Below are 23910 nucleotides of genomic sequence, written 5' to 3' on the forward strand. Positions count from 1 at the left end.
GTCCCCATGACCCAGCTGGTCAATCAGCTCGATATCCTCTTGCCCGGTGACCGCCCCTTTGTCGCCCCCAGCGCCTTCCTGCAAGCTCGCCAAAAGCTTGGCCACAAGAGCATTGAGCGGCTATTTCACGACACCGCCGCAGGCTGGCACCAGCAGGCCAATCACCCCGGCTGGGCCGGGTTGCAACTACTCGCCGTCGATGGCGTGATGTGGCGCACGCCCGATACCCCGGACAATGCCGCCGCCTTTGCCAAACCCGGCACCCAGCATGGGGAGACCGCCTATCCGCAGGTGCGCATGCTCTGCCAGATGGAGCTGACCAGCCACCTGCTTGTTCAGGCTGTCATGGAGAGTTGCGCCATCAACGAGATGGCGCTGGCCGAACAGCTTGTCGCGCGCACCTCAACTGCCTCAACTGCCTCAACTGCCTCAACTGCCTCAACTGCCTCAACTGCCTCAACTGCCTCAACTGCCTCAACTGCCTCAACTGCCTCAACTGCCTCAACTGCCTCAACTGCCTCAACTGCCCGTTCCCTGATTTTTTAATCTCTTCTATATACAGCATTATGCTTTGTCCATAACCAAGTCCTTACGCCCTGGTCTTTATGACTACTTGTATGTGCTGCCTGGCGACACGTAAGAAAGGAGTGTAATTACCCTGTATCTATGTGTTTTTGTGGATAAGTTTGTACAAAAGCTGTGGTTGGTTATGAATAACTAAAAAAGTGCCGATTTTTGCAGTTTTATTGCATTGCGGCCCTTGCCAACGCGATCAATCTCTCTATAATGCGCCTCCATCGACACTGCCTCAACTGCCTCAACTGCCTCAACTGCCTCAACTGCCTCAACTGCCTCAACTGCCTCAACTGCCTCAACTGCCTCAACTGCCTCAACTGCCTCAACTGCCTCAACTGCCTCAACTGCCTCAACTGCCTCAACTGCCTCAACTGCCTCAACTGCCTCAACTGCCTCAACTGCCTCAACTGCCTCAACTGCCTCAACTGCCTCAACTGCCTCAACTGCCTCAACTGCCTCAACTGCCTCAACAGAAGTAGATAGCTTAACCTTCGGGAGGGCGTTTACCACGGTGTGATTCATGACTGGGGTGAAGTCGTAACAAGGTAACCCTAGGGGAACCTGGGGTTGGATCACCTCCTTACCTTAAGATGTCGAAGTTGTTGAGTGTTCACACAGATTGCCTTGATTCAAGTTTAGAGACAGTACACGAAGTGGGTCTGTAGCTCAGGTGGTTAGAGCGCACCCCTGATAAGGGTGAGGTCGGTGGTTCGAGTCCACTCAGACCCACCACTTCGTTCCCGATTATGGGGCTATAGCTCAGCTGGGAGAGCGCCTGCTTTGCACGCAGGAGGTCTGCGGTTCGATCCCGCATAGCTCCACCATAATCGGTACTGTATTTTGCGAGAAGCAAAAGCCATGCATTGAGCCTTGATGTTCAATCTATGCCTTTGACTTCTTTATGAAGTTTGCTCTTTAACAATCTGGAAAGCTGATTTAAAAAGTAGTTCTCAAACATTTGTTACAAGTGCTTTGGAAACTTCTTGGCGAAAACCAAAATTTATTTTGGTCACCTTCCTTCGGGAAGACAGTTGTGCAGCAACAAGCCGTGCCGTTTCGACGACACTTCTTGGGGTTGTATGGTTAAGTGACTAAGCGTACATGGTGGATGCCTTGGCAGTCAGAGGCGATGAAGGNTGAAGTAATTTGCCTGGCGGCCATAGCGCCGTGGAACCACCTGATCCCATGCCGAACTCAGAAGTGAAACGCGGTAGCGCCGATGGTAGTGTGGCATTCGCCATGCGAGAGTAGGACACTGCCAGGCACCCAACGTTGGAGACCACAACGTTGATAGGTGGGGTGTGTAAGCGCAGTGATGTGTTGAGCTAACCCATACTAATTACCCGTGAGGCTTAACCATACAACACCCAAGAAGTGTTCTAAGGCTTGTAGCAAATCGAAGAACTACTACCTAATTCAGTGATAGCGAAGCCAACAGGCAGTTCGTTATTCACGTCAGCTTTCTCAGATTGAAGAATTTGCCTGGCGGCCATAGCGCCGTGGAACCACCTGATCCCATGCCGAACTCAGAAGTGAAACGCGGTAGCGCCGATGGTAGTGTGGCATTCGCCATGCGAGAGTAGGACACTGCCAGGCACCCAATTAAACAGCGACGTGCACATCACGACGTTGGCCGAGAGGATGACACCTCTGATAATCGGCAAAAGATTTAGCGAAAGGCTAACCAAATAGCGGAGCGGTAGTTCAGTTGGTTAGAATACCGGCCTGTCACGCCGGGGGTCGCGGGTTCGAGTCCCGTCCGCTCCGCCACTACTTAAGAAGCCCAGTCGAAAGACTGGGCTTTTTTTCATTTCCGAAACTGCAAAGTCAGCGGTCACCATTCTCCACCTCCTCTTCTTTTCTCCATGCTGAGGCATCTTGATGTTCGCCGCTGGTTGTCTCCTTGCCACTGGCAGCCCGGTCCCTACCTATGTCCGCTTGTGCTTGAGCCGGACAGCACCCTCCCGTCCGCTCAGCCAGTAAATTGAGAAGCCCAATCTAACGACTGGTTTTTTTGTGCATTTTTGCTCAGTACAACAAGGCCCTCCTGCTTGGGCAGGTCTTTTGTGTTCCTGGCTACGGAGTAGCTAGCTTTGAGCTTTGGCAGATTGCCATTGCATCACCAGCTGGATGGATATCTTGCCCTGTTATGCAAGGTGGTTGCTCGGTTAAAAAGCGCTCAAGTAATGGGGAAATACAAAGTGGAGCCTGTAAATAATTCTGTGTAACTGCCCACCCCATTACAGGTGACCGTTCAAGCGATCACCGAACTCGATAATAAAGCGATTCAGGGCAGGCTTCCAATTCTGGATCGGCATGGTCCACTTCTTTGAAGCCTGCTGTATCGCGAGAAACGCCACTTTTAGCGCAGAGTCGTCGGTCGGGAACAGCTTCCTTTGCTTGGTCGCTTTGCGCAGCACGCTGTTCAGTGNCGCACACCGGACCACTCGCTGACCCTGTTCGACAAGGGGTTTTACTCCCTCGGCCTGCTCCACACCTGGCAAACCACCGGCAACGAGCGTCACTGGCTGCTGCCACTCAAAAAGGGCACGCAATACGAGGTGGTGCGCAAGCTGGGGCGCCAGGATGCACTGGTGCAGCTCAAGACCAGTCCGCAGGCACGCAAGAAGTGGCCACAACTGCCAGAGACGATAGAAGCCCGCTTGCTGACCCGCACTATCAACGGCAAGGAGCGGCAGGTACTGACCTCGATGGTCGACCCGATGTGTTTCCCTGGCGCCGATATCGTCGAACTGTATGGCCACCGCTGGGAAATTGAGTTGGGCTATCGGGAGATGAAGCACAGCCTGCAACAACACCGACTGACCCTGCGCAGCAAGAAGGCGGCGGGGATACGGCAAGAGCTGTGGGGCGTGCTGCTGGCGTACAACCTGCTGCGCAGCCAGATGGTGAGGATGGCGGCGAGTCTAAAGGGATACACGGCAAGCCAGCTGAGCTTTCACATGGCATCGGTGTACCTCATCCATGAGTTGAGCTGCATGCCGTACATGTCGCCGGGGACTATCCCGAAGCGGGTGGCGGAGCTGGAGCAGCAGGCGGGGCAGTTTGTGCTGCCGGCACGAAGGGAACGAAGTTACCCCCGCTGCGTGAAGCCAAGGCCACAGAAATACAGTGTAAAAAAAGCCAATAAAAACAATGCCAGTCAGGCTTAACTGACTGGCATTAGTGATGTCTTTGGCCAGCTCAGCGGCCAGTGCTTTGAGTTTGTCTTGGTCCATTTGCTTACCCACGAAGGTATCCTTTTGAAAAAGTTACTTATTCGTGGGCGGTTACACAATTGGATTTACAGGCTCACAAAGTGTGATGTAAGGCCGGAGGCGTTGGTCTGCGTGAAAGTGCCAACAGGAGGCTTGAGAATGTGTACATAAAGAAAAGGGGACGGCAGTTGCCGTCCCCTCAAGTCATCTAGTCCAGTCCATGAACTGCAATGCTCCCTGCGATCCCTGACTTTATCCTGATCCTTCGGAATATCCCCTTCCCAATCCGTTGAGGTGTCCTGTGACCATCCTAGTCTGGCAATCGTTCCTGATTGCTGCACTCTCTCCATCCTGGAGGTGTCCCTTACCACATCCTGTGGTGTTCCTTGCGTCGTCCTGACAGATAACCATCCGGGCTATCTCGCTTCATCCTGAAGCTGTCCTGCTCGCATCCGGCGAGGTCCTGTTCTTCCTGAAGAGCGGTAATCCGTACTGCTCTGCCTCATCCCGAGGTGTCTGCAACCACATCCTGTGGTGTCCTGTTCAATCCGTTTGATAACCGTCCCGGTTACCTGCCTCATCCTGAGGTATCCCTGACCACGTCCTGTGGATTATTCCCTGTTTATGCGCTGTTCCTGCATCCTGCCGAACCAGCTTCGTCCTTGTGAGACCCATATTAAGGGAAGCGCACAGAGTAACAAGGGAGCTTGGGTAGTTATCGGCATGAGCCAGCTTGATTAAACCCAATCATTAACAAGATAAATCCATATTAATCATTATGTTAGTTTGTTTCATTGGAAAGCACATGGATTCAAAGATGGCTTCGCGTACGGTGCAACACAGTGGCCTCTTACAGCCGCTATGGCGGATCTCTCACACGAAAAAACAGGGGGAAAACGATGGTACAAGACTGCTCAATTCAACTGGCAAGAGTTAAAAATTAGTTGAATAAATATGCTTGAAAAGAATACAAAAAGCCGAGGCTGAGCTCGGCTTTTTGGGATTAGCTAACCCGGCTGCTTGGCGTCGGGTATGCCTTGCGCAATGACTCTGGCGCCAGTACTTCCAGGTTACCGCTCATGTTATTGAGCCAGGTGCGAAATTCAGGGGTGTCCTGGACTTCGGTCTCCACCACGACACTGCGCTTGTCATAGCGAGTCATGCGTGGGTTGTGGCCCGGGATCTGACCATCGACCAGGGTCGGGCAGTTTGCATCAATGCGACCGACAAAGCGGATTGGACCGCTGACGTCCTGGTAGCCCTGGTCACGGATCAGCTTTTGGATATTGAAATCCTTCGGCTGGGTTGCGCTGAAGTTGGTCAATTCCACGCCCTTGATGTGATCGAACGGGATGCCGTATACCTTGGGATCCAGCTCGGACAAAGTACAGAGCAGGGTCGGACCATCGGCCTGATTCAGGATGCCGAGCGGATTGATGCGGTCATAGCAGAGCCATACAGTACGCTCCTTGATGACGCGCTGTATCTCGGCGCTGAACTTGCGACCACGCCAGAGAGCATCGCGGATCAGGGTGCTGCGACGGATCTCCGGGTTGCCGGCAAACGGACGCGGTGACTGATGTACGCTCTCGAGCCAGCGTTCGGCCAGTTCGCTCTGGCTGTCGCGGATCACCTGGCTGGCCTTGTCGATCAGCGGATTCAATTCGGTCAGCACACTTGCCGGTAGCAGTTGGCTTGCCTGATCACTCCAGGTTTTCAGGGCCACCGCCAGTGACAACGGCATGATATTGGCGAAGTCGTTGAGGCCATGGCGCTCAAAGCACCAGCCGTGGGGTTTGCTGCGCTCATCCGAGGTGAGGTCGAACAACCCCATGCCGGACATCTCTTCCAGGTCCCGTTGCACGGTACGCAGACTGACATGGATACCTTCCTCTTCCAGTTTTACCTGAAGTTGGCTGGCGGTCAGCTTGTAAGGGCGGTGCGGGATGCAACGCGCCAAGGTCAGTTGTCGTAACAGCTTCTTACTCATGGTGCATGCCTTCACTGGTTTAGCGTTGAGTGTATCCTAGCCATGGCATGCGACAGTCTATGTCGCAAGTTTTGCTGCGACAACTGTCGCCATTTTCATACAAACGTCATTAACTACATGATATTAAATATGATTACTGTTTTGTGGGGTGGCAATTGAGGCTTTTAATTGATGAAAAAATCGCAAATTAAAGTACTGTCTTGCGGTTTTTAGGGAGAAGAAAAAATAGAAATCACGTTAAAGGGCAGAAGATGATGTGGAGGGAATGGCTTCCCCCCACCAGGTGGACATTCTCGTCAAGCCAGCCAGGACCAGGCCGACTTGGTCATGGCGGCTCCCACCATGTAACCAAACACCGCCAGCGCGGCGACACCCGCCATAAGCTTCTGGCTGCGAGCAGGCCGTTTTAACGCCATGACACCGAGCCCTATGTAGACCACCAGGGCGATCAGCTTGGCCATCAGCCAGGGTTGCTGGCCCGGGCTCATCTGCAACGTGACAGCCAGCAGCACCCCGAACAGCAGCAAGAAGGTGTCGTTGACGTGGGGCGTTATCTTCAGCCAGCGCTGTTGCAGACGCGGGCTGGCATTGAGAGAGAGCATCCAGCGATAGACAAACAGCAGCAGGCTGACGATGGCGAGGGTCATGTGCAGGTGTTTGAGCAGAGGGTAATAGGCAATCATATTGCTTCCTTGTCGTTGTCGGGCAGACCGCTGTTCCAGTTGTGAGCGTGAATACGCTCTTGTCCTTCCTGATCGTCTTGCAACAGATCGGAAAGGATGTCCCTGTATTGCAGGCTCTTGTTGATGTAGGTGTGTTCGTCGTCCAGGTAATTGGCCTGCTCCCGCAGCAACCAGTTGTCGTGTTGTTTGAAGGTCTGTCCCGCCCGCCAGGCTTGGTTGGCCCGAAATCCCAGCTGGGTCAGCGCTTCCACCCCCAGATCCACAGCAGAACCCAGGGTTTCCCGATGCACGCTGTCCACGCCGTGGCGCAGGATCTCGTGAGCATGGGGTCTGTCTTGGGCACGCGCCAGTATCTTAAGGTGCGGGAAGTGTTTCTTCACCATTTCAATCACCTCAAGCGAGGTGGCCGGGTCATTGATGGAGAGTACCAGCAGTTTTGCCTTGTGGGCGCCGGCGGCATGCAGCAGATCGAGCCGGCTGGCGTCGCCGTAGAACACCTGATAGCCGTACCTACGCAGCATCTCTATCTGACTGGCATCCTGCTCCAGTATGGTTGTGCCTATGCCGTGGCCGTGCAGCAGGCGCCCCACTATCTGGCCGAAGCGGCCGAAGCCGGCGATGATGACGGGGTGCTCCACCAATTCAGGTTGCTCGTGCTGCGGCGAATCGCTGTGGGTACGGTAATCGAACCAGGGCTGGATCACCCGATCGTTGAGGATCAGCAAGAGCGGCGTCAGCGCCATGGAGAGGGCCACCACCAAGGTGAGCAGCGATATGGTGTCGCCAGGCAGCACCTTGTTCTGGGAGGCAAACGAGAAGAGCACGAAGGCAAACTCGCCACCCTGTGCCAGCGCCAGCCCGAAGGTCCAGCGCTGGTTGGGCGAGATACGAATGACAAAGCCGAGCGCCATCAGCACCAGCCATTTCAATGCCATCAGGCCGATCACCAGCGCCGGGATGAGAAAGGGGTGTTCGGCAAACAGGCTGAAGTTGATTCCGGCGCCCACCGACATGAAGAAGAGGCCGAGCAGCAAGCCCTTGAACGGCTCTATGTCCGCCTCCAGCTCGTGGCGATATTCGCTGTCGGCCAGCACCACGCCGGCGAGGAAGGAGCCAAGGGCAGGGGAGAGCCCCACCGACTCCATCAGCACTGCGATGGCGATCACCAGCAGCAGGGCGGCGGCGACGAAGATCTCCCGCAAGTGGGACTGGGCGATGGCGCGAAACACCGGCCGCATCAGGTAGTGGCCGCCCAGCACTATGCCGGAGATGGCCGCGACCACCAGCAGGCCGTGTTGCCAGCCGGCCAGCTCCGCACTGCCATTGCTGGCCACCGGTGCTATGGCGAGCAGCGGCAGGATCGCCAGTATGGGAATGACGGCGATGTCCTGGAACAACAGCACTGCAAAGGCGGATCGACCGCTTTCGCTCTGCATCAGTTTGCGCTCCTGCAGGCTCTGCAACACTATGGCAGTAGATGAGAGCGCCAGGATGAGGCCGATGGCCAGTCCCTGCTGCCAGGGCAGTCCGATGAGATATGCCACGCCAGTCAGAGCACCTGTGGTGAGCAGCACCTGCAGGCCGCCGGTGCCGAGTATGGGTCCCTTCAGCTGCCACAAGAGGGCAGGGCGCAGCTCCAGCCCGACCAGAAACAGCATCAGCACTACCCCGAATTCGGCGAAGTGCATCACATCCTTCTGCTCCCCCACCAGCCCCAGCAGGAAGGGACCTATGATGATGCCCGCCAGCAGGTAGCCAAGCACAGAACCCAGCCCCCAGCGTTTGGCCAGCGGCACGGCGATCACCGCCGCCGAGAGGTAGATAAGCGCATCAAACAGTAATCCATGACCCATCAGCCTGCCCTCCGTTTGAACGTCTGGTCAGGCTCATGGAGTCGGCCAAACAGCTGACAGTGTTTCATGAGAGCACCTCCAGCAGATCCCGCAGATAAGATTGCCCCGCGAGCTGATCGGGGGTCAGTTGCTCGTCGCGCAGGGCACACAACAGCTGGCGATAATCCTGGCCACAGCGACGCAATGCCTCCGGATCCTTGATCTTGTGAAAGGAGTGGAGCACGAACGGGGGCAGCCAGGTCATGCCGCACAGTTGTGCCGTTTGCTGGAACGGCAGCAAAAAGTCGAGCAGCGGGCGACTGTTGTAGCCTGCGCTGCAATAGGACTCGGGGGCGCCACCCGTGGTGATGGCACTCAGCCACTGCTTGCCATTGAGGGCATGGGCCTCGGGACCGTAGGCATAGCCGTATTCCAGCACCAGGTCCATCCACTCCTTCATGATGGCGGGGCAGGAGTACCAGTAGAAGGGGTGTTGAAAGACGATGATATCGTGTTCCGACAGCAGGGCCTGTTCCTGTTTTACATTGATGAACATGTCCGGGTAGTGCTGATAGAGGTCGTGAACTGTGACACCCTCCAGCCCTTCGATAGCCTGCAACAGCTGCTTGTTGGCTCTTGAGCTCTGCAGGGCCGGGTGTGAAAAGATAACCAGAATGCGTTTCATGGGGTCATAACCTGAAGACTGAGCCTGGTACTGGCAAAAACCAGTACTGGCGAAAAGAAGATGCATTGAGCGGTGACGTTATCAAGAAGTACCATGGCCCGCCAGTTCCGGGATCAGCTCCCGTTACCCCGGACGCGGCGATCCGTGGGTGAATCACGCCCCGTCAGACTACTTACATCCCGCGAACCACAGAGGGGAGGGCTTGACCCTCCCCCTGGGCCAGAGGTTACCATAGGGCACTTCTGCTTAATGAGTCATGTCATGGTTCTGACCCGTCGCCAACTCGCTCGCGCCCGCCGCTGGCTCCCCTTGTGGAGTCTGCTGATGGTGCTGATGTCGTTTGGCAGCCGGGCGGCGACCGATCTCTGTACCCTGACCCCCCATTGCAGCCAGAGCGAGCGTACCCTGGAGAAAGCCATGCCGTGTGGCAGCTTTACAGCGGCGCTCGCCATGACGGTGCTCACCAGCGACAGCCTGACGGTGGCCGTGCTGGAGCCTGACAGGCCTGAGTTTATTTCCCCTTCCCTGTATACGCCGGATGCGCCGCCCGAGCGGCTCGAGCGTCCTCCCCGTCATCCAGATTGAGTCGAGTTCCCCTGTTTTTTTGGGTATTTCTTCTTATCCGAGGTGAGTCATGTACAAGTCCCTGTTACTGGCCCTGCTGGCCGGTACCGTCAGCTTCTCCGCCCTCGCGGCCGAGCAGATGACCGTCTACAAGTCCCAGTATTGCGGCTGCTGCAAGACCTGGATCAAGCACATGGAAGAGAACGGCTTTGAGATCAAGGTCGTCGAAACCGAGCAGCTTGAACCCATCAAGCAGCAGTACGGCATCACTCCGCAGCTGGCGTCCTGCCACACGGGTGTAGTCAATGGCTATGTGGTGGAGGGACATGTACCCGCTGCCGACGTGCAGAAGCTGCTCAAGGAAAAACCGGCGATCCGCGGCCTGACCATTCCGGGCATGCCCCAGAGTGCGCCAGGCATGGATATACCGGGTCAGCCCTATCAGGTGCTGAGCATCAGTCATGAGGGCGCGACCAAGACCTGGTCGAGCTATCCCGGCTGACGCAAACTGGTCATGAGCAGACACAACTCCATCATGTGAGGCACACCTGAGCGAATCCGTGTCGCTCATGGTCAGGTTTGAGGGCCACTGTCGCGAGACAGTGGCCCTTTTACGTGTTCTGGCGGGTTTTGCGCTGATAACTTGCAACTGGGGGCGACAAGGGGCAGATTGTTGGCCACACCAAGGAGCCAAGGCTCAGGTTTGCCAACCCTTTTAAAGCGCAAAGGATGCGAGATGTTCACCTTTTCCCGAGGGCTTCTGCTGCTGGCTTGTCTGGCCGCCGTCCCCTGTTCATATGCCAATGATGAGTCCGCCATGCCCACAAGTGACACCCTGATCCAGCCTCCCGTGGCCGCCAAACATCCTCATACCATCAAAAAACACGGGGATGCCCGGGTCGACAACTACTACTGGCTGCGGGATGACGAGCGCCAGAACCCCGAGGTGCTGGCCTACCTCAAGGCTGAAAACGCCTATACCGATGCCATGCTCAAGCCCACCCAGCCGCTGCGCGATCAACTCTACAAAGAGATGGTGGCCCGCATTCCCCAGCAGGATGAGTCGGTGCCCTATGTGAAGAATGGCTACCGTTACCAGACCCGTTATGAGCCGGGCAAGGAGTACGGCATCTACTCCCGCACCAAGGTCGGGGAGAAGCACGCCGATGTGATGCTCGACAGCAACCAGCGCGCCGAAGGGCACGAGTTCTACGCCCTGGGCGCCCTGGAGGTGAGCCGCAACAACCGCTGGCTGGCGGTGGCGGAAGATTTCCTCTCTCGTCGTCAGTACCAGATCCAGTTCCTCGATCTGGAGAGTGGTCAGTGGGCCGGCGACAAGTTGGAAAATACCTCCGGCAACCTGGTATGGGCCAACGACAGCAAGACAGTGTTCTACGTGCGCAAGCATCCCAAGACCCTGTTGCCCTATCAGGTCTATCGCCACGAGCTTGGCTCGGATCCGGCGAAAGATGCCCTGGTGTATGAGGAAAAAGACGACACCTTCTACGTCAGCCTCTATGCCACCACCTCGGAAGACTTCATCGTCATCGCCCTTTCCAGTACCACAACGGGCGAGGCGCGTCTCATAGACGCCAACGTGCCGACCCAGGCGCCGCGGCTGTTCCTGCCCCGTCAGGTGGATCACGAATACAGCCTGGATCACTATCGTGGCCGCTTCTATGTGCGTTCCAACAAGGACGGCAAGAACTTCGGCCTCTACGAGACCAAAGAGAGCCCGGTCGATCGCTGGAAATCTGTGATAGCACCCAACCCGGACGTGCTGCTGGAGAGCTACGCCCTGTTCAAGGAGTGGCTGGTGCTGGAGGAGCGCAACCAGGGCCTGACCCGACTGCGCCAGATCAACTGGCAGAGCGGCGAGGAGAAAGAGATCGCTTTCGACGATCCCGCTTATGTCACCTGGCTTGCCTACAACCCGGAGCCGGATACCAGTGCCCTGCGCTACGGCTACTCCTCCATGACCACCCCCTCGTCCACCTATGAGCTGGATATGGCGAGCGGCAAGCGCACCCTGCTCAAGCAGCAGGCGGTGGCGGGCTTCAAGCCGGAGCTGTACGCCAGCGAGCGGCTCTGGGTGACTGCCCGCGACGGGGTGGCCGTGCCTGTGTCCCTGGTCTATCGCAAGGATCTGTTCAAGAAAGAGAGTGCCGGGTCGCCAAAAAATCCACTGCTGGTCTACGGCTATGGCTCCTACGGCGCCAGCATGGATCCCGACTTCAGCACCGCCCGTCTGAGCCTGCTGGACAGAGGCTTCGTCTATGCCATCGCCCATATCCGGGGTGGCGAGGAGCTGGGCCGTCACTGGTATGAAGATGGCAAGCTGCTGAAAAAACAGAATACCTTCAACGACTTCATCGACGTCACCGAGGCGCTGGTGGCGCAAGGGTATGGCGCCAAAGATCAGGTCTATGCCATGGGCGGCAGTGCCGGTGGCCTGCTGATGGGGGCCGTCATCAACCAGGCTCCCCAGCTTTATCGTGGCGTGGTCGCCCAGGTGCCGTTCGTGGATGTGGTCACTACCATGCTGGATGAGTCGATCCCCCTCACCACGGGGGAGTACGACGAGTGGGGCAACCCGAACCAGAAGCGTTACTACGACTACATGAAGGCTTATAGCCCCTACGATCAGGTCAAGGCACAGGCCTATCCCAATCTGCTGGTCACCACGGGTCTGCACGACTCCCAGGTACAGTATTGGGAGCCTGCCAAGTGGGTCGCCAAGCTGCGCGAGATGAAGACGGATGATAACAAGTTGTTGCTGAATACCGACATGGATGCTGGCCACGGTGGCAAATCCGGTCGCTTCAAGGCTTACGAAGACATAGCGCTGGAATTCGCGTTTATTCTGGATCTGGCCCAAGCCGGTAGCTGAGACAAGATGACACAGGCCCTTGCCCTGCAAGGGTTACAAAAGAATCCGTCATCGCTTTTTATTGCTTCCATCAGGTAGCAGATGGAATTAATCTTTGGTAGGAAAATGAATGATCAGCGTCATAATTTTCGAGATTTAATTCCGGGATTTTGCCATTTTGTTTGATTTGTGTTGGCTTAATGTGCTTAATCGGAGTGCTTATAACTTTTTCTTTGGCCCCTCAGGGGCCAAATTATCTTCAACTGGCACGAGGCCGGTTGACTCACCGCAGGATGAGGGTGATTTTTGGGAAAGGCATCGCAGCCCAACCCTTTTCTTGCATGAGGCAAGTTAGGCAAGCCCAGCGCAGAACAGGGTGTTGTCGTACATTCATCCGGGAATCGGATGAGATAAATCAATGAAAAGGATGGAAAACATGAAAGGATTATCCTTGGCGTGCGCCCTGTCGGCGGCTCTGGTCGGTGTTTCGTTTGGCGGCCAGGTACAGGCGCAGGAGCGCTTCGTGACCATAGGCACCGGCGGCCAGACTGGCGTCTACTATGTGGCAGGCCAGTCTATCTGTCGTTTCCTCAATCGCGGCGCTGCCGATCATCAGATCAAGTGCAACGCGCCAGCCAGTGGTGGCGGTGTTGCCAACGTCAACGGCATCCGCAGCGGTGAATTCAACTTCGGTATCATGCAGTCTGACCACCAGTTCAAGGCGATGAAAGGGCTGCCCCCTTTCCAGACCGAAGGGGCCATGGATGATATCCGTGCCGTCTTCTCCCTGCAGAGCGAGGTGTTCACCATTCTGGCTCGTCGCGATGCCAAGATCGCCAGCTTTGACGATCTGAAGGGCAAGCGCGTCAACATCGGCAACCCGGGCTCGGGTCAGCGTGACACCATGGAAGAGATCATGGCGGTCAAGGGCTGGAAGAAGGGTGACTTCGCGCTGGTTTCCGAGCTGAAACCGGCGGAGCAGGCTTCTGCACTGGGTGACAACAATATCGACGCCATGAGCTACTTCGTTGGTCATCCGAACGGCGCCATCCAGGAAGCCTCCACCACCACGGATGCCGTGCTGGTGCCGGTGACCGGCGAGGCTATCGACAAGCTGTTGGCAGAGAAGAGCTACTACACCAAGGCCGAGATCCCGGGTGGCCTCTACAAGGGCAGCGACCAGCCGACCCCGTCCATCGGTGGCAAGGCTGTGCTCTCCACCAGCGCCAAGGCCGATCCGGAAGTGGTCTATCAGCTGGTGAAGTCTGTCTTTGACAACCTGGATCGCTTCAAGCGCCTGCACCCTGCCTTTGCCGACCTGAAAGAGGCCGACATGATCAAGGTAGGGCTCTCTGCACCGCTGCATGAAGGGGCTGCTCGCTACTACAAAGAGCGCGGCTGGCTCTGATTGAGGGCCCAAGGGCCTTTGTCACTCCCTCGACACCCGTTGGCTGCGCTGTTTGCGGCGGCGGGTGTCGTTTTTGTTGTACTCGTTGGCACAAGTTAACCCTATGCAAGATACACAACTCTCTACCGAGGAACTGATCGCCCAGGATGTGGGCGCTCGTCTGCCGCTCGGCATCATGGGCTGGCTCATTACCGCCCTGGCGCTGGCCTGGTCCCTGTTCCAGCTCTGGATTGCCTCGCCACTGCCCTTCATGCTGGGTTTTGGCGTACTCAATGACACCGAAACCCGTGCCATTCACCTCACCTTTGCCCTGTTGCTGGCCTATCTGGTGTTTCCGGCATTTCGACGCTCTCCCCGGGACAGAGTCCCGCTCAGCGACATAGCGCTGGGGCTGATTGCAGCCGGTGCGGCCTCTTATCTGTTTGTGATGTATGAAGCGCTGGCCCTGCGTCCGGGCAGCCTCACCACCTCTGATCTGATCACGGCCTGCATCGGCATCCCCTTGCTGCTGGAAGCGGCACGGCGTGCTCTGGGCCCCGCCCTGGCGGTCATTGCCCTGCTGTTCCTCGTATACAGCCTGGCTGGCCCCTGGATGCCGGGTCTGCTGGCTCACCGCGGGGTGAGCTTCACCGCCCTGGCCAATCACCAGTGGATCACCACAGAAGGGGTGTTTGGCATAGCGCTCGGCGTGTCGACCAGCTTCGTGTTCCTGTTCGTGCTGTTCGGCGCCCTGCTGGAGCGGGCCGGTGCCGGTCACTACTTTATCCAGCTCGCCTTCAGCCTGCTTGGCCACCTGCGCGGCGGCCCGGCCAAGGCGGCCGTCGTGGCCTCCGGGCTGACTGGTCTCATCTCGGGGTCGTCCATCGCCAACGTGGTCACCACTGGCACCTTCACCATCCCCATGATGAAGAAGGTGGGCTTCAGTGCCGAGAAGGCGGGGGCGGTGGAAGTGGCTTCCTCGGTCAACGGCCAGATCATGCCCCCCGTGATGGGGGCCGCGGCCTTCCTGATGGTGGAGTACGTGGGCATCCCTTATGTGGATATCATCAAGCATGCCTTCCTGCCAGCCGCCATCTCCTATATAGCGCTGCTCTACATAGTGCATCTGGAAGCGCTCAAGCTCGATATGCAGCCCATCGGCGGCCATCAACCCAAGCCCTGGCTGCGTCGTTTGACCGGCTTTGCCTTCGGCGCGGCCCTCATCAGTGGCCTGTCGCTGGCGGTCTACTATGGCCTCGGTTGGCTCAAGCCCGCGCTGGGTGATTATGCCTTGCCAGGGATTTCATTGCTGCTGGCTGCCGCTTATGTGGGTCTGCTCAAGATTGCGGCCAGCAATGAACCATTGGCGGCGGAGGATCCCGACAAGCCGCTGATCACGTTGCCCAACACCCGCGCCGTGCTGCTCTCCGGTCTGCATTTCCTGCTGCCCGTGGTGGTGCTGGTGTGGTGTCTGATGGTCGAGCGCCTCTCGCCGGGTCTGTCGGCCTTCTGGGGCACCGTCATGCTGGTCATCATTTTGCTGACCCAGCGGCCGCTGCTCAACTGGCTGCGTACCGATGGCAAGCATGACTACGGCTCGCTGCTCGATGGCATGGTGGATCTGCGGGAAGGGCTGGTCGCCGGTGCCCGCAACATGATCGGTATCGGCATTGCCACCGCCACGGCGGGGGTCATAGTCGGTGCAGTCTCCCAGACCGGGGTTGGCCTGGTGCTGGCGGATCTGGTGGAGTTCCTCTCCATGGGCAACCTGCTGCTGATGCTGCTGCTCACCGCCCTGCTGAGCCTGATCCTCGGCATGGGGTTGCCCACCACCGCCAACTACATAGTGGTGTCCAGCCTGCTGGCACCCGTGGTGGTGACGCTCGGCCAGCAGAACGGCCTGATAGTGCCGCTCATAGCCGTGCATCTGTTCGTGTTCTACTTCGGCATCATGGCGGACGTGACACCGCCTGTGGGTCTGGCCTCGTTTGCGGCGGCTGCCGTTTCCAAGGGCGATCCCATCAAGACCGGTATCACGGCTTTCTACTACAGTCTGCGCACCGCGGCACTGCCCTTCCTGTTCATCTTCAACACGGATCTGCTGCTGATCGACGTGGACTTCGCCCACGGCGTGCTGATCTTCATAGTCGCGACCATTGCCATGCTGATCTTCGCCGCCGCGACCCAGGGCTGGTTCCTGGTGAAGAACCGCTGGTACGAGAGCGTCTTGCTGCTGCTGGTGGCTTTCACCCTGTTCCGTCCGGGGTTCTGGATGGACATGGTGCACGATCCTTATCGCAGTACACCGCCAGCCCAGCTTGCCCAGACCATGGGGGAGGTAGAAGCGCAGAGCACATTAAGGTTGCGGCTCAAGGGTGAGGATATGGTAGGCAAGCCCCGTCAATCCACCCTGCTGGTCGCAGTGCCGGATGGTGCAAATGGCGACGAGCGGTTGGCGAACCTGGGACTGACGATCTATGAGCAGGATGGCAAGACCCTGATCGACAGCGTGGCCTTTGGCAGCCCGGCCGCCACCATGGGGCTGGAGTTTGACCAGGAGATCCTCTCCGTCAAGGCGCCTACCGAGCGCTGGCCAAAGGAGCTGATTTGGTTCCCGGGCTTCCTGCTTTTTGGGCTGATCGTCTGGCTGCAACGGCGACGTGTGGTTCGCCAATAAAATGCCAATAAAAACGGCGCCATCAAGGCGCCGTTTTTATATCCCAAGCCGGGTCTTGCCGCTTGCTCGGAGCCTGTGGCTCATGCGATAGGGCTAGTTTGACTGAGCCTGCTGTTGCAGCTGATCCAGCGCCTGCTGTTCTTGCGGGCTGAGTCCAAGCTGTTCGCAGGCTTGCTCGAAGCTGATCCCCGGATCTGGAACATCATGATATCCATATCGGGAGTGCTAGTTTGACTGAGCCTGCTGCTGCAGTTGATCCAGCGCCTGCTGTTCTTGCGGACTGAGTCCAAGCTGTTCGCAGGCCTGCTCGAAGCTGATCCCCGGATCTGGAACATCATGATATCCATATCGGGAGTGCTAGTTTGACTGAGCCTGCTGCTGCAGCTGATCCAGCGCCTGCTGTTCTTGCGGACTGAGACCAAGCTGTTCGCAGGCCTGCTCGAAGCTGATCCCCGGATCTGGAACATCATGATATCCATATCGGGAGTGCTAGTTTGACTGAGCCTGCTGCTGCAGCTGATCCAGCGCCTGCTGTTCTTGCGGACTGAGTCCAAGCTGTTCGCAGGCCTGTTCGAAGCTGATCCCCAGATGGCACATCATGATATCGATAGCGGGCAGATAGTTTTTCATTTCGTCTTCCATGGTGATCCTCCAGACCCTTCCTTATGCCCTGACCTGGGCCGGCGGGCAATTAGACTTTAGGCGTAGACTGCTCATTTGCTGAGCTCCCCTGCCACTGGCCGAGGGAATTTGCTACTCTGCTGCCAGTCAGAAGATGTTGCCGTATGACTGCGAGCAACACGTGAGGAGCAGGGCATGTTATTGAGTTTCTTGATCATCGCATCGGGCTGGTGGCACATTCGTGCGGCCTACGGCTCAGACTCCCGTCAGTTCTATATCAGCAAGCCGCTGACCATGCTGTTCATCATAGCGCTGGCGTTTGGCTATCAGAGCGATGACCATGACGGCTCACACGCCTGGATCCTGCTCGGGCTCTGCCTGTCGCTGGCCGGGGACGTGCTGCTGATGTTGCCAAGGGATCGCTTCATTCAGGGCCTGGCGGCGTTTTTTGTCGCACACCTCTGCTACATAGTTGGCTTTGCCCAGGGACCCCTGGTGTTGAACTTGGTGGATGGTCTCTTGCTGCTGCTGGTGGCTGGCATGGTATTCGGCCTGCTGTGGGGCCGGTTGGGGGAGATGAAGATCCCCGTCTTCTGCTACATGCTGGTGATCATCGGCATGGCCTGGGTGGCCGCCGGTGCCTGGCACGCCTCCTTGACCGCGGGCAGTGCCGCCGCCCTGGTGGGGGCACTGATGTTCCTCTTTTCCGACAGCATGCTGGCGCTGGACAGGTTCCGGCGTCCCTTTCCTCACGCCACGGCCTGGATCATGAGCAGTTACTTCGCGGCCCAGTTTCTGATCGCAGCCTCTCTGGCGGGGTGAAGAGGAGCCGGTCTCTTTCGTCACTTGCAGTTGATCACCGGCAAGAAAAATGGGCCTGTTGGCCCATTCTTTGTGTCTGTTTTTACGCCTTGGCTATGCCTCGAGCGGTTCGGCATCGGCCGCTCTGGGGGCTGGCTGCTTGAGCAGCAGCATCAGGGCGCTGGCGATAAGCAGGAAGATCCCCATCACATAGAACACCTGGTTGTAAGCCATGATGGCAGCCTCGCGGCTGATGGTGTTCGACAGCATGGCCTGGGCCTGCTGTTGGGCCAGCTCGGGACCCGAGCCCTGCGCCATCATGCTCCGGGCCAGCTGCAGCAGGTAGCTCTGCCCCTCTATGCTGCTGGCGGCCAGCGTGCTGCTGATCTGGCTGACATGGACGCGGGTGTCGTTGTCGATCAGGGTCGCTATGATGGCGATGCCAAAGGCACCCCCCAGGTTGCGCAGCACGTTGAGCAGGGTCGAGGAGGAGGGGATCTCGTCGTGACTCAGGCTGGCTGTCGCCACCAGAGAGAGCGGCACCATGATGAAGGGTTGACCCAGGGCCCGCACTATCAGCGACTGGATAAGCTGGGGGCCGGCGTAGTCGGCACTCATGTTCATGTTCATGAAGCAGCTGATGGCAAAGACCAGAAAACCGAAGCTCACCAGATAGCGCGGGTCTATCTTGTGGGTCAGCTTGGGCACCAGCGGCAACACCAGCAGTTGGGGCAGCCCCATCCACATCAGCACCTCACCGATTTCCAGCGCGTTGTAGTTGTGGATCTGCGCCATGTAGAGCGGCAGCACATAGATGGAGCCCATCAGCGCCATGCCGAGCACCAGATAGGCAAAGCAGGCCAGCGCGAAGCGCGGGTTGTGCAGCAGCCGCAGGTTGACCAGCGGATGGCGTCTGAGCAGCTGGCTGATGACGAAGAACACCAGGGCCACCACAGAGATGACGGTGAGCCGCACTATGAAGCTCGAGCCAAACCAGTCCTCTCTGTTGCCCTCTTCCAGCACCACTTCCAACAGACCCAGTCCCATCGCCATTGTGATGATGCCGATGAGATCCACCTGCTTGATCACGGTCCAGTCGACCGGCTTCTTGTCCAGACCATGGGCCAGCATGGCCATCACCAGCAGGCCGGGCGGTACGTTCAGGTAGAAGATGTAGTGCCAGGAGAGCTGCTCCGTCAGCCAGCCGCCCAAAGTCGGGCCTATGGCGGGAGCGAAGGTGGCACAGAGGCCGAACAGTGCCATGCCGGTCGCTCGCTTGTGCAGCGGCAGCAGGCTGACAATAAGGGAGAAGGCCATTGGGATCAGCGCGCCGCCGGTGAAACCCTGCAGCGCCCGGAAGACGATCATGCTGGTGAGGTTCCAGCTGAACGAGCAGAGCACGGAGGCGACGATAAAGGCCCCCGTGGTCCACAACAGGTAACGACGCACGCTCAGACCCCGACTCAGCCAGCCGCTCAGGGGGATGGCGATCATCTCCGCCACCAGATAGGAGGTGGAGATCCAGGAGCTCTCGCTCAGGGTGGCCGACAGGGCCCCCTGAATATCCTTCAGGGAGGCGTTGGTGATCTGGATGTCGAGGATGGCCATGAAGGCGCCAATGAGGCCCCCCATGACGGCTATCCAGTTGCGACGTGGAATGGGTTCCATCAGTTGGCTGCCATCAGGGCGGCAGGATCACGGGTATCCACTATCACCTCGGTGGAGAGGCCCGGCAGCAGCTTGCCTGCCAGGGCACCCGGCTCGGGGATGCGGATCTTGACCGGTACCCGCTGCACTATCTTGGTGAAGTTGCCAGTGGCATTCTCCGGTGGCAGCAGGGCGAACCTGGCGCCGGTGGCGGGGGCCAGGCTGTCGATGATCCCCTCGACCGGTTGATCCGGATAGGCGTCAAGGATCACTTTGACCTTCTGGCCCGGTTGCATATGGTGCAGCTGGGTCTCCTTGAAATTGGCCTCGACCCATACCTGTTGCAGCGGCACCAGACTGGCGACCTGCATGCCGGACTGAACGTAGAGCCCTGCCCGCAGGCTGCGCTTTCCTATGATGCCGTCAGCCGGTGCCCGCAACTCGGTGTAGCTCAGCTCCAGTCTGGCCTGTTCCAGCTGCGCCTCGCTCAATGCCAGCCTGGCCTGATTCTGCTTGGCCTCGGCATCCAGCACCAGCAGCCGTTCACGGGCGGCCTGCAGGGCGGCCCTGGCTTCCTGTTCCTGCGCCTGATTGACCTGCAGTCCGGCCCGCACTTCATCCAGGCTGTCTTGCGAGCTGTAATGGCGCTGGTTGAGCTGGCTGACCCTTTGCACCTGTTGTCTGGCGCGCACCTGCTCGGCATTGGCGGAGGCGACCTTGGCCTCGGCCTGACGGATCAGGCTCAGTTGCTGGGTCCGGGTCGCGGCCAGATTCTCGGCGGTTGCCTGATTGAGGTGCAGGTCAGCCTCGGCCTCGGCCACCCTGGTCTTGTACTCCCGATCGTCCAGTCGGGCGATCAGCTGACCGGCCTTCACCGCCTGGTTGTCGGTGACCAGCACCTCACTGATGTAGCCGGGCAGCTTGGATCCGATCCCGGTCACTTCGCTCTGCAGGTAGGCGTTGTCGGTACTCTCGAAATAGCGGCCATGCAGATACCAGTAACCGGCGAACAGCAGGCCGAGCAGGGCCAGCACCATGGCGGCCAGCAGGGGGATTTTCTTGTGTTGGCTCATTTTGGGGATTCCTGAACTTAAGCAGCGCAGGCTAACACTGGCCAACTGTTTCGATTAGTATCCATTAATGAGATATACAGTTTCACTGGTGCAACAATGGATCTGAACGCTGCCTTGATCCTGGTGCGGATCGTCGACAAGGGCTCCTTTACTGGGGCTGCCCAGGATCTGGGCATGACCAAGGCGACCGTGAGTCGCCGCATCGCAGAGCTGGAGCAGCGCCTCGGCGTACGACTGCTCTACCGCTCAACCCGTCAGCTCACCCTGACCGAGGCCGGTGAGCAATACTATCTGCGCTGCAGCAAGGCAGTGGATGAGCTGGCTCAGGCCGAGCTGATGGTGAGCGCCAGCCAGCAGGAGGTGACCGGCATTCTCAAGCTGGCGGTACCCATCGAGACGGGGCAGCTGGTGGTGGGTCGGCTGGTGGCCAAATTTCTGCAAGTTTATCCGGGGCTGCAGGTTGAGCTGGAGCTGACCAATCGCATAGTGGATCCCATCAACGAGGGGCTGGATGCCATAGTGCGCATCGGCGACATGAGCGACTCCAACCTGGCGGCGCGGCGGCTGTGGAGCACGGAACGGCTGCTGTGTGCCAGCCCGGATTATCTGGCCCGCAGTCCGGCCATCACTGATCCCGAGGATCTGGTGCGCCATGAAAGGGTGGCGGTGAGCAGCGGGTTTCTGGCTTCGCACTGGTGCTTCGAGCTGGATGGAAGAGAGGTGCTGGTTGACCCTCCCTCCCGCTTTAGGGTTAATAATATAACCTGTGCCAGAGAGGCAGCGAAGGCGGGGCTCGGGCTCGCCTCCCTGCCCGCCATGCTTTGCCATGAGGAGCTTGCCAGCGGCGCCCTGGTGCCCCTGCTACCCGAGTGGCAGCAGCCCAAGGTGCCGATTTATCTGTTGTTCCCGGAGCGGCGGCTGATGCCGCGCAAGTTGCGGGCCTTTATCGATTTTATGGTGGCGCAGGGGGCGGATTACGGGATAGACAACTTGCTGTGACAGGCAGGTCAGGGGACGGGGAAGACTGGATCATGGGATCCAGGTTCGATCCCGAGGATGGAAGAGGGGCATGGTGCCAGCTAGACATGGCATCAACAAGCGGTTGCAGGGGGAAGGCATGGATCAATGGATCAATCTTTATCGGGCTTCCCATTCGCTGGAGGCCCATGCCCTGAAAGGGGCGCTGGAAGTGGAAGGGGTACTGGTGCGACTCAACGGCGAGGCCCTGTCGGGGGCGCTGGGCGATCTGCCGGTGGATCTGTTGCAGGTGACCCTGATGGTGCGGGAGCAGGATCGCAGCAAGGCAGGACGGGTCATCGAACGTTATCAGCAGCGCCAGGGCAATGGCTGGCTCTGCGGTCAGTGCGGGGAGGAGAACGGAGCCAACTTTGAGGTCTGCTGGCGCTGTCATCACGATCCCCACGATAGTTAATCCCTCACCCTGCCTCAGCGCAGGGTGAAGTCGATATCATCTCCTGCGCTGGCGTCGTGATAGGTCGCCAGATCCAGCTCCTTCTCGCTGCGAGCAATCAGCACGGACACCAGAATATCGCCGGACACGTTGACCGTGGTACGCGCCATGTCGAGGATCCTGTCGATCCCGGCGATGAGGGCTACCCCTTCCAGCGGCAACCCTACCGCAGTGAGCGTCAGGGTCAGCAACATGAGCCCTGTACCCGGTGTGCCTGCGGTACCGATACTGGCCAGGGTGGCGATGCTGATGATGGTCAGGTAATCCACCATGTGCAGATCCACGCCAAATGCCTGGGCCACGAACAGGGCTGTGACTCCCTGGTAGAGGGCGGTGCCGTCCATATTGATGGTGGCGCCGATGGGCAGCACCTTGGCGGTGATGGCGGGGGAGACCCCGAGCCGTTTCTCGGCGCAGGCCAGACTGATGGGCAGTGTGCTGCTGCTGGAGCTGCTGGTGAAGGCCACGGCCTGGGCATCGACGATGCTCTTGAAGTAGTGAAGCGGGTTGAGCCGCGCCAGCAGGATGAGCAGGCTGCTATAGACGCCAAGCACATGGAGCAGGCAGCCGAGATAGACGGCGCCGATAACCTTGAGCAGCGGCAAGAGCAGACTCACCCCGTATTTGCCCGTCATCCAGGCCATCAGGGCGCAGACGCCGTAGGGTGCCAGCGCCATGACCATCTGGGTCAGCTTGAACATTCCCTCCGCCAGCGAGGTAAAGAAGAGGATGGCGGGGCGACCGCGTCGGCCTGTGGCGTTGAGGGCGAGGGCGAGGGCGACCGCAAAAACGATCACCTGCAGTATCTTGCCATCCACCATGGCCTGCACAGGGTTGCGTGGAACCAGATGGCTCAGCACGCTGGCCAGGGTTGGCTGTTCCGCCATGCCGACCCGCTCATAGGGCCCCATGTTGGCGCCCATGCCGGGTTCCAGCAGCCAGCCCATCATCAGACCGATGCAGATGGCGATGGCGGTGGAGAAGAGATAGAGGCCTATGGCCTTGCTGCCGATCCGATCCAGGCTCTTGCCCTTGAGCAGGGAGGTGAGGCCGGCGATGACAGAACAGAAGATGAGCGGCACCATCAGCATCTGTATGGTGTTGACGAACAGGACGCCAAGGGGCTTGAGCTGCAACGCCTGTTCACTGAAGCCGAGTCCCAGCCCGATCCCCGTCAACATGCCGATCAGGGTCTTCAACCAAAGGGGACGGCGGGTCCAGATCCGCCAGGGCTTGAAAGCCAATCCATGGAACAGCATGACGCCAATGTCCTTATATTCTGTCTGCGATGGCAAAAAGGGGCGTTAGTGTAGCCATCCCCTTGTCAGGTTGCCACATTATCGACAAAGCGGTACTCACGACCAGCTTGCTATGAGGGAAATCGGCAATTTATTGGCCTATATCAAGGTCACCCCCTTCGGCGCAGGATTTAATAGGCATTAAATATGTTTATTAATGAGGTTTGCTATGACTCAATCGGTACACGGTCACGAGGTGATGGAGATGATGCTGGCACAAGGGGGGCAATTTACCCGTGCCAGCCTCAAGCAGGCGATCGATGAGCACTTCGGTGCCGATGCCCGTTTTCATACCTGCAGCGCGAGCGAGATGGATGCCGAGGCGCTGATCGCCTTCCTGGCACAGCGCGGCAAGTTCATCGAATCAGCGCAGGGTTTCCAGACCCACGCCGACAAGATCTGCAACCACGGTTGACCTTCACGGCGGGCACATCCTTGGTGCTCGCCGAATCTCTGTCCCTTTGTTAGTATTTCCTCCTGTTTTTCTCTGCCGAAGGCTTGGCCCGGGCATTGCCCTG

General features: G+C 58.3%; 18 protein-coding genes, 3 tRNA genes, 2 rRNA genes and 3 pseudogenes. 16 read left to right on the forward strand and 10 right to left on the reverse strand.

The window, feature by feature from the left end; translation table 11 throughout:
- Positions 1-402 (forward strand): annotated as a pseudogene (locus AACX78_RS01295) (transposase domain-containing protein); the annotation flags it as partial.
- Positions 403-717: 315 nt separating this feature from the next.
- On the opposite strand, the gene AACX78_RS01300 reads toward AACX78_RS01295, so the two are convergent.
- Positions 718-1098, reverse strand: a complete 381-nt coding sequence (locus AACX78_RS01300) for a DUF4573 domain-containing protein (protein WP_201302744.1) — start codon at positions 1096-1098, stop codon at positions 718-720.
- A 133-nt stretch (positions 1099-1231) separates the two neighbouring features.
- Between AACX78_RS01300 and AACX78_RS01305 the strand changes: the two genes are divergently transcribed.
- From AACX78_RS01305 to AACX78_RS01325, 5 genes are all read left to right on the forward strand, one after another.
- Positions 1232-1308 (forward strand) — tRNA-Ile (locus AACX78_RS01305).
- Positions 1309-1324: 16 nt separating this feature from the next.
- A tRNA-Ala gene (locus AACX78_RS01310) sits at positions 1325-1400 on the forward strand.
- Between the two features lie 325 nt (positions 1401-1725).
- A 5S ribosomal RNA gene (gene rrf / locus AACX78_RS01315) occupies positions 1726-1840 on the forward strand.
- A 217-nt stretch (positions 1841-2057) separates the two neighbouring features.
- A 5S ribosomal RNA gene (rrf, locus tag AACX78_RS01320) occupies positions 2058-2172 on the forward strand.
- Between the two features lie 97 nt (positions 2173-2269).
- Positions 2270-2346: transfer RNA gene (locus AACX78_RS01325), tRNA-Asp, on the forward strand.
- A 470-nt stretch (positions 2347-2816) separates the two neighbouring features.
- Here AACX78_RS01325 and AACX78_RS01330 read toward each other — a convergent pair.
- A pseudogene (locus AACX78_RS01330) lies at positions 2817-3005 on the reverse strand (hypothetical protein); the annotation flags it as partial.
- Positions 3006-3008: 3 nt separating this feature from the next.
- Here AACX78_RS01330 and AACX78_RS01335 point away from each other — a divergent pair.
- Positions 3009-3749, forward strand: a pseudogene (locus AACX78_RS01335) (IS4 family transposase); the annotation flags it as partial.
- Between the two features lie 1048 nt (positions 3750-4797).
- Here AACX78_RS01335 and AACX78_RS01340 read toward each other — a convergent pair.
- The 4 genes from AACX78_RS01340 to kefF form a co-directional block, all read right to left on the reverse strand.
- On the reverse strand, positions 4798-5784 hold the full coding sequence (locus AACX78_RS01340; RefSeq protein WP_058394739.1) for a helix-turn-helix transcriptional regulator: 987 nt from the start codon (positions 5782-5784) through the stop codon (positions 4798-4800).
- Positions 5785-6080: 296 nt separating this feature from the next.
- Positions 6081-6467: a SirB2 family protein gene (locus AACX78_RS01345; RefSeq protein WP_159165160.1), complete on the reverse strand. Its 387-nt coding sequence runs from the start codon at positions 6465-6467 to the stop codon at positions 6081-6083.
- Positions 6464-8320 (reverse strand): glutathione-regulated potassium-efflux system protein KefC, encoded by a 1857-nt coding sequence (kefC, locus tag AACX78_RS01350; RefSeq protein ID WP_159165161.1) that lies wholly within the window; start codon positions 8318-8320, stop codon positions 6464-6466. Before kefC ends, AACX78_RS01345 begins: the two co-directional genes overlap by 4 nt.
- Positions 8321-8384: 64 nt before the next feature.
- On the reverse strand, positions 8385-8984 hold the full coding sequence (gene kefF, locus AACX78_RS01355) for a glutathione-regulated potassium-efflux system oxidoreductase KefF (RefSeq protein ID WP_159165162.1): 600 nt from the start codon (positions 8982-8984) through the stop codon (positions 8385-8387).
- A 261-nt stretch (positions 8985-9245) separates the two neighbouring features.
- Between kefF and AACX78_RS01360 the strand changes: the two genes are divergently transcribed.
- The 5 genes from AACX78_RS01360 to AACX78_RS01380 all read left to right on the forward strand — a co-directional run bounded on the left by AACX78_RS01360 (position 9246) and on the right by AACX78_RS01380 (position 16481).
- A complete protein-coding gene (locus AACX78_RS01360; RefSeq protein WP_159165163.1) occupies positions 9246-9569 on the forward strand; it encodes a hypothetical protein in 324 nt (107 codons plus the stop codon).
- A gap of 49 nt (positions 9570-9618) precedes the next feature.
- A complete protein-coding gene (locus tag AACX78_RS01365; protein ID WP_159165164.1) occupies positions 9619-10050 on the forward strand; it encodes a DUF411 domain-containing protein in 432 nt (143 codons plus the stop codon).
- 234 nt (positions 10051-10284) lie between these two features.
- The gene (locus AACX78_RS01370) at positions 10285-12438 is read left to right on the forward strand and encodes a S9 family peptidase (RefSeq protein WP_201302745.1); all 2154 of its coding nucleotides are present in this window, start codon (positions 10285-10287) and stop codon (positions 12436-12438) included.
- Between the two features lie 415 nt (positions 12439-12853).
- Positions 12854-13825 (forward strand): TAXI family TRAP transporter solute-binding subunit, encoded by a 972-nt coding sequence (locus AACX78_RS01375; protein WP_159165166.1) that lies wholly within the window; start codon positions 12854-12856, stop codon positions 13823-13825.
- A 103-nt stretch (positions 13826-13928) separates the two neighbouring features.
- Complete coding sequence (locus AACX78_RS01380) at positions 13929-16481, forward strand: TRAP transporter permease (RefSeq protein WP_159165167.1); 2553 nt, start codon at positions 13929-13931, stop codon at positions 16479-16481.
- Between the two features lie 489 nt (positions 16482-16970).
- On the opposite strand, the gene AACX78_RS01385 is transcribed toward AACX78_RS01380, so the two are convergent.
- The gene (locus AACX78_RS01385) at positions 16971-17123 is read right to left on the reverse strand and encodes a hypothetical protein (protein WP_005316486.1); all 153 of its coding nucleotides are present in this window, start codon (positions 17121-17123) and stop codon (positions 16971-16973) included.
- A 174-nt stretch (positions 17124-17297) separates the two neighbouring features.
- Here AACX78_RS01385 and AACX78_RS01390 point away from each other — a divergent pair, with 174 nt between their 5' ends.
- Positions 17298-17924 carry a lysoplasmalogenase gene (locus AACX78_RS01390; RefSeq protein ID WP_005316484.1) on the forward strand — a complete coding sequence of 209 codons (627 nt, stop codon included), beginning with the start codon at positions 17298-17300 and terminating at the stop codon, positions 17922-17924.
- Between the two features lie 93 nt (positions 17925-18017).
- On the opposite strand, the gene AACX78_RS01395 is transcribed toward AACX78_RS01390, so the two are convergent.
- Complete coding sequence (locus AACX78_RS01395) at positions 18018-19571, reverse strand: DHA2 family efflux MFS transporter permease subunit (RefSeq protein ID WP_021140163.1); 1554 nt, start codon at positions 19569-19571, stop codon at positions 18018-18020.
- The gene (locus tag AACX78_RS01400) at positions 19571-20623 is read right to left on the reverse strand and encodes an HlyD family secretion protein (protein WP_159165168.1); all 1053 of its coding nucleotides are present in this window, start codon (positions 20621-20623) and stop codon (positions 19571-19573) included. Before AACX78_RS01400 ends, AACX78_RS01395 begins: the two co-directional genes overlap by 1 nt.
- Before the next feature lie 96 nt (positions 20624-20719).
- On the opposite strand from AACX78_RS01400, the gene AACX78_RS01405 reads away from it, so the two are divergent.
- Positions 20720-21622, forward strand: coding sequence for a LysR family transcriptional regulator (locus tag AACX78_RS01405; protein ID WP_021140167.1), 903 nt, complete (start codon positions 20720-20722; stop codon positions 21620-21622).
- A gap of 118 nt (positions 21623-21740) precedes the next feature.
- The gene (locus AACX78_RS01410; RefSeq protein WP_159167418.1) at positions 21741-22055 is read left to right on the forward strand and encodes a putative signal transducing protein; all 315 of its coding nucleotides are present in this window, start codon (positions 21741-21743) and stop codon (positions 22053-22055) included.
- A 14-nt stretch (positions 22056-22069) separates the two neighbouring features.
- On the opposite strand, the gene AACX78_RS01415 is transcribed toward AACX78_RS01410, so the two are convergent.
- The gene (locus AACX78_RS01415) at positions 22070-23353 is read right to left on the reverse strand and encodes a dicarboxylate/amino acid:cation symporter (protein ID WP_017412345.1); all 1284 of its coding nucleotides are present in this window, start codon (positions 23351-23353) and stop codon (positions 22070-22072) included.
- A gap of 208 nt (positions 23354-23561) precedes the next feature.
- On the opposite strand from AACX78_RS01415, the gene AACX78_RS01420 reads away from it, so the two are divergent.
- Positions 23562-23807, forward strand: a complete 246-nt coding sequence (locus AACX78_RS01420) for a YecH family metal-binding protein (RefSeq protein ID WP_005316470.1) — start codon at positions 23562-23564, stop codon at positions 23805-23807.
- Positions 23808-23910 lie beyond the last annotated feature (103 nt).

The organism is Aeromonas sp. 9A (genome assembly GCF_963900955.1).
Classification (GTDB): domain Bacteria; phylum Pseudomonadota; class Gammaproteobacteria; order Enterobacterales; family Aeromonadaceae; genus Aeromonas; species Aeromonas salmonicida.

Coding starts and splice junctions, on each gene's coding strand:
- AACX78_RS01365 (WP_159165164.1), top strand. CDS start 9,619: ATGTACAAGTCCCTGTTACTGGCCCTGCTGGCCGGTACCGTCAGCTTC.
- AACX78_RS01380 (WP_159165167.1), top strand. CDS start 13,929: ATGCAAGATACACAACTCTCTACCGAGGAACTGATCGCCCAGGATGTG.
- AACX78_RS01420 (WP_005316470.1), top strand. CDS start 23,562: ATGACTCAATCGGTACACGGTCACGAGGTGATGGAGATGATGCTGGCA.
- AACX78_RS01390 (WP_005316484.1), top strand. CDS start 17,298: ATGTTATTGAGTTTCTTGATCATCGCATCGGGCTGGTGGCACATTCGT.
- kefF (WP_159165162.1), bottom strand. CDS start 8,984: ATGAAACGCATTCTGGTTATCTTTTCACACCCGGCCCTGCAGAGCTCA.
- kefC (WP_159165161.1), bottom strand. CDS start 8,320: ATGGGTCATGGATTACTGTTTGATGCGCTTATCTACCTCTCGGCGGCG.
- AACX78_RS01360 (WP_159165163.1), top strand. CDS start 9,246: ATGGTTCTGACCCGTCGCCAACTCGCTCGCGCCCGCCGCTGGCTCCCC.
- AACX78_RS01415 (WP_017412345.1), bottom strand. CDS start 23,353: ATGCTGTTCCATGGATTGGCTTTCAAGCCCTGGCGGATCTGGACCCGC.
- AACX78_RS01395 (WP_021140163.1), bottom strand. CDS start 19,571: ATGGAACCCATTCCACGTCGCAACTGGATAGCCGTCATGGGGGGCCTC.
- AACX78_RS01375 (WP_159165166.1), top strand. CDS start 12,854: ATGAAAGGATTATCCTTGGCGTGCGCCCTGTCGGCGGCTCTGGTCGGT.
- AACX78_RS01300 (WP_201302744.1), bottom strand. CDS start 1,098: ATGAATCACACCGTGGTAAACGCCCTCCCGAAGGTTAAGCTATCTACT.
- AACX78_RS01370 (WP_201302745.1), top strand. CDS start 10,285: ATGTTCACCTTTTCCCGAGGGCTTCTGCTGCTGGCTTGTCTGGCCGCC.
- AACX78_RS01345 (WP_159165160.1), bottom strand. CDS start 6,467: ATGATTGCCTATTACCCTCTGCTCAAACACCTGCACATGACCCTCGCC.
- AACX78_RS01410 (WP_159167418.1), top strand. CDS start 21,741: ATGGATCAATGGATCAATCTTTATCGGGCTTCCCATTCGCTGGAGGCC.
- AACX78_RS01385 (WP_005316486.1), bottom strand. CDS start 17,123: ATGGAAGACGAAATGAAAAACTATCTGCCCGCTATCGATATCATGATG.
- AACX78_RS01340 (WP_058394739.1), bottom strand. CDS start 5,784: ATGAGTAAGAAGCTGTTACGACAACTGACCTTGGCGCGTTGCATCCCG.
- AACX78_RS01400 (WP_159165168.1), bottom strand. CDS start 20,623: ATGAGCCAACACAAGAAAATCCCCCTGCTGGCCGCCATGGTGCTGGCC.
- AACX78_RS01405 (WP_021140167.1), top strand. CDS start 20,720: ATGGATCTGAACGCTGCCTTGATCCTGGTGCGGATCGTCGACAAGGGC.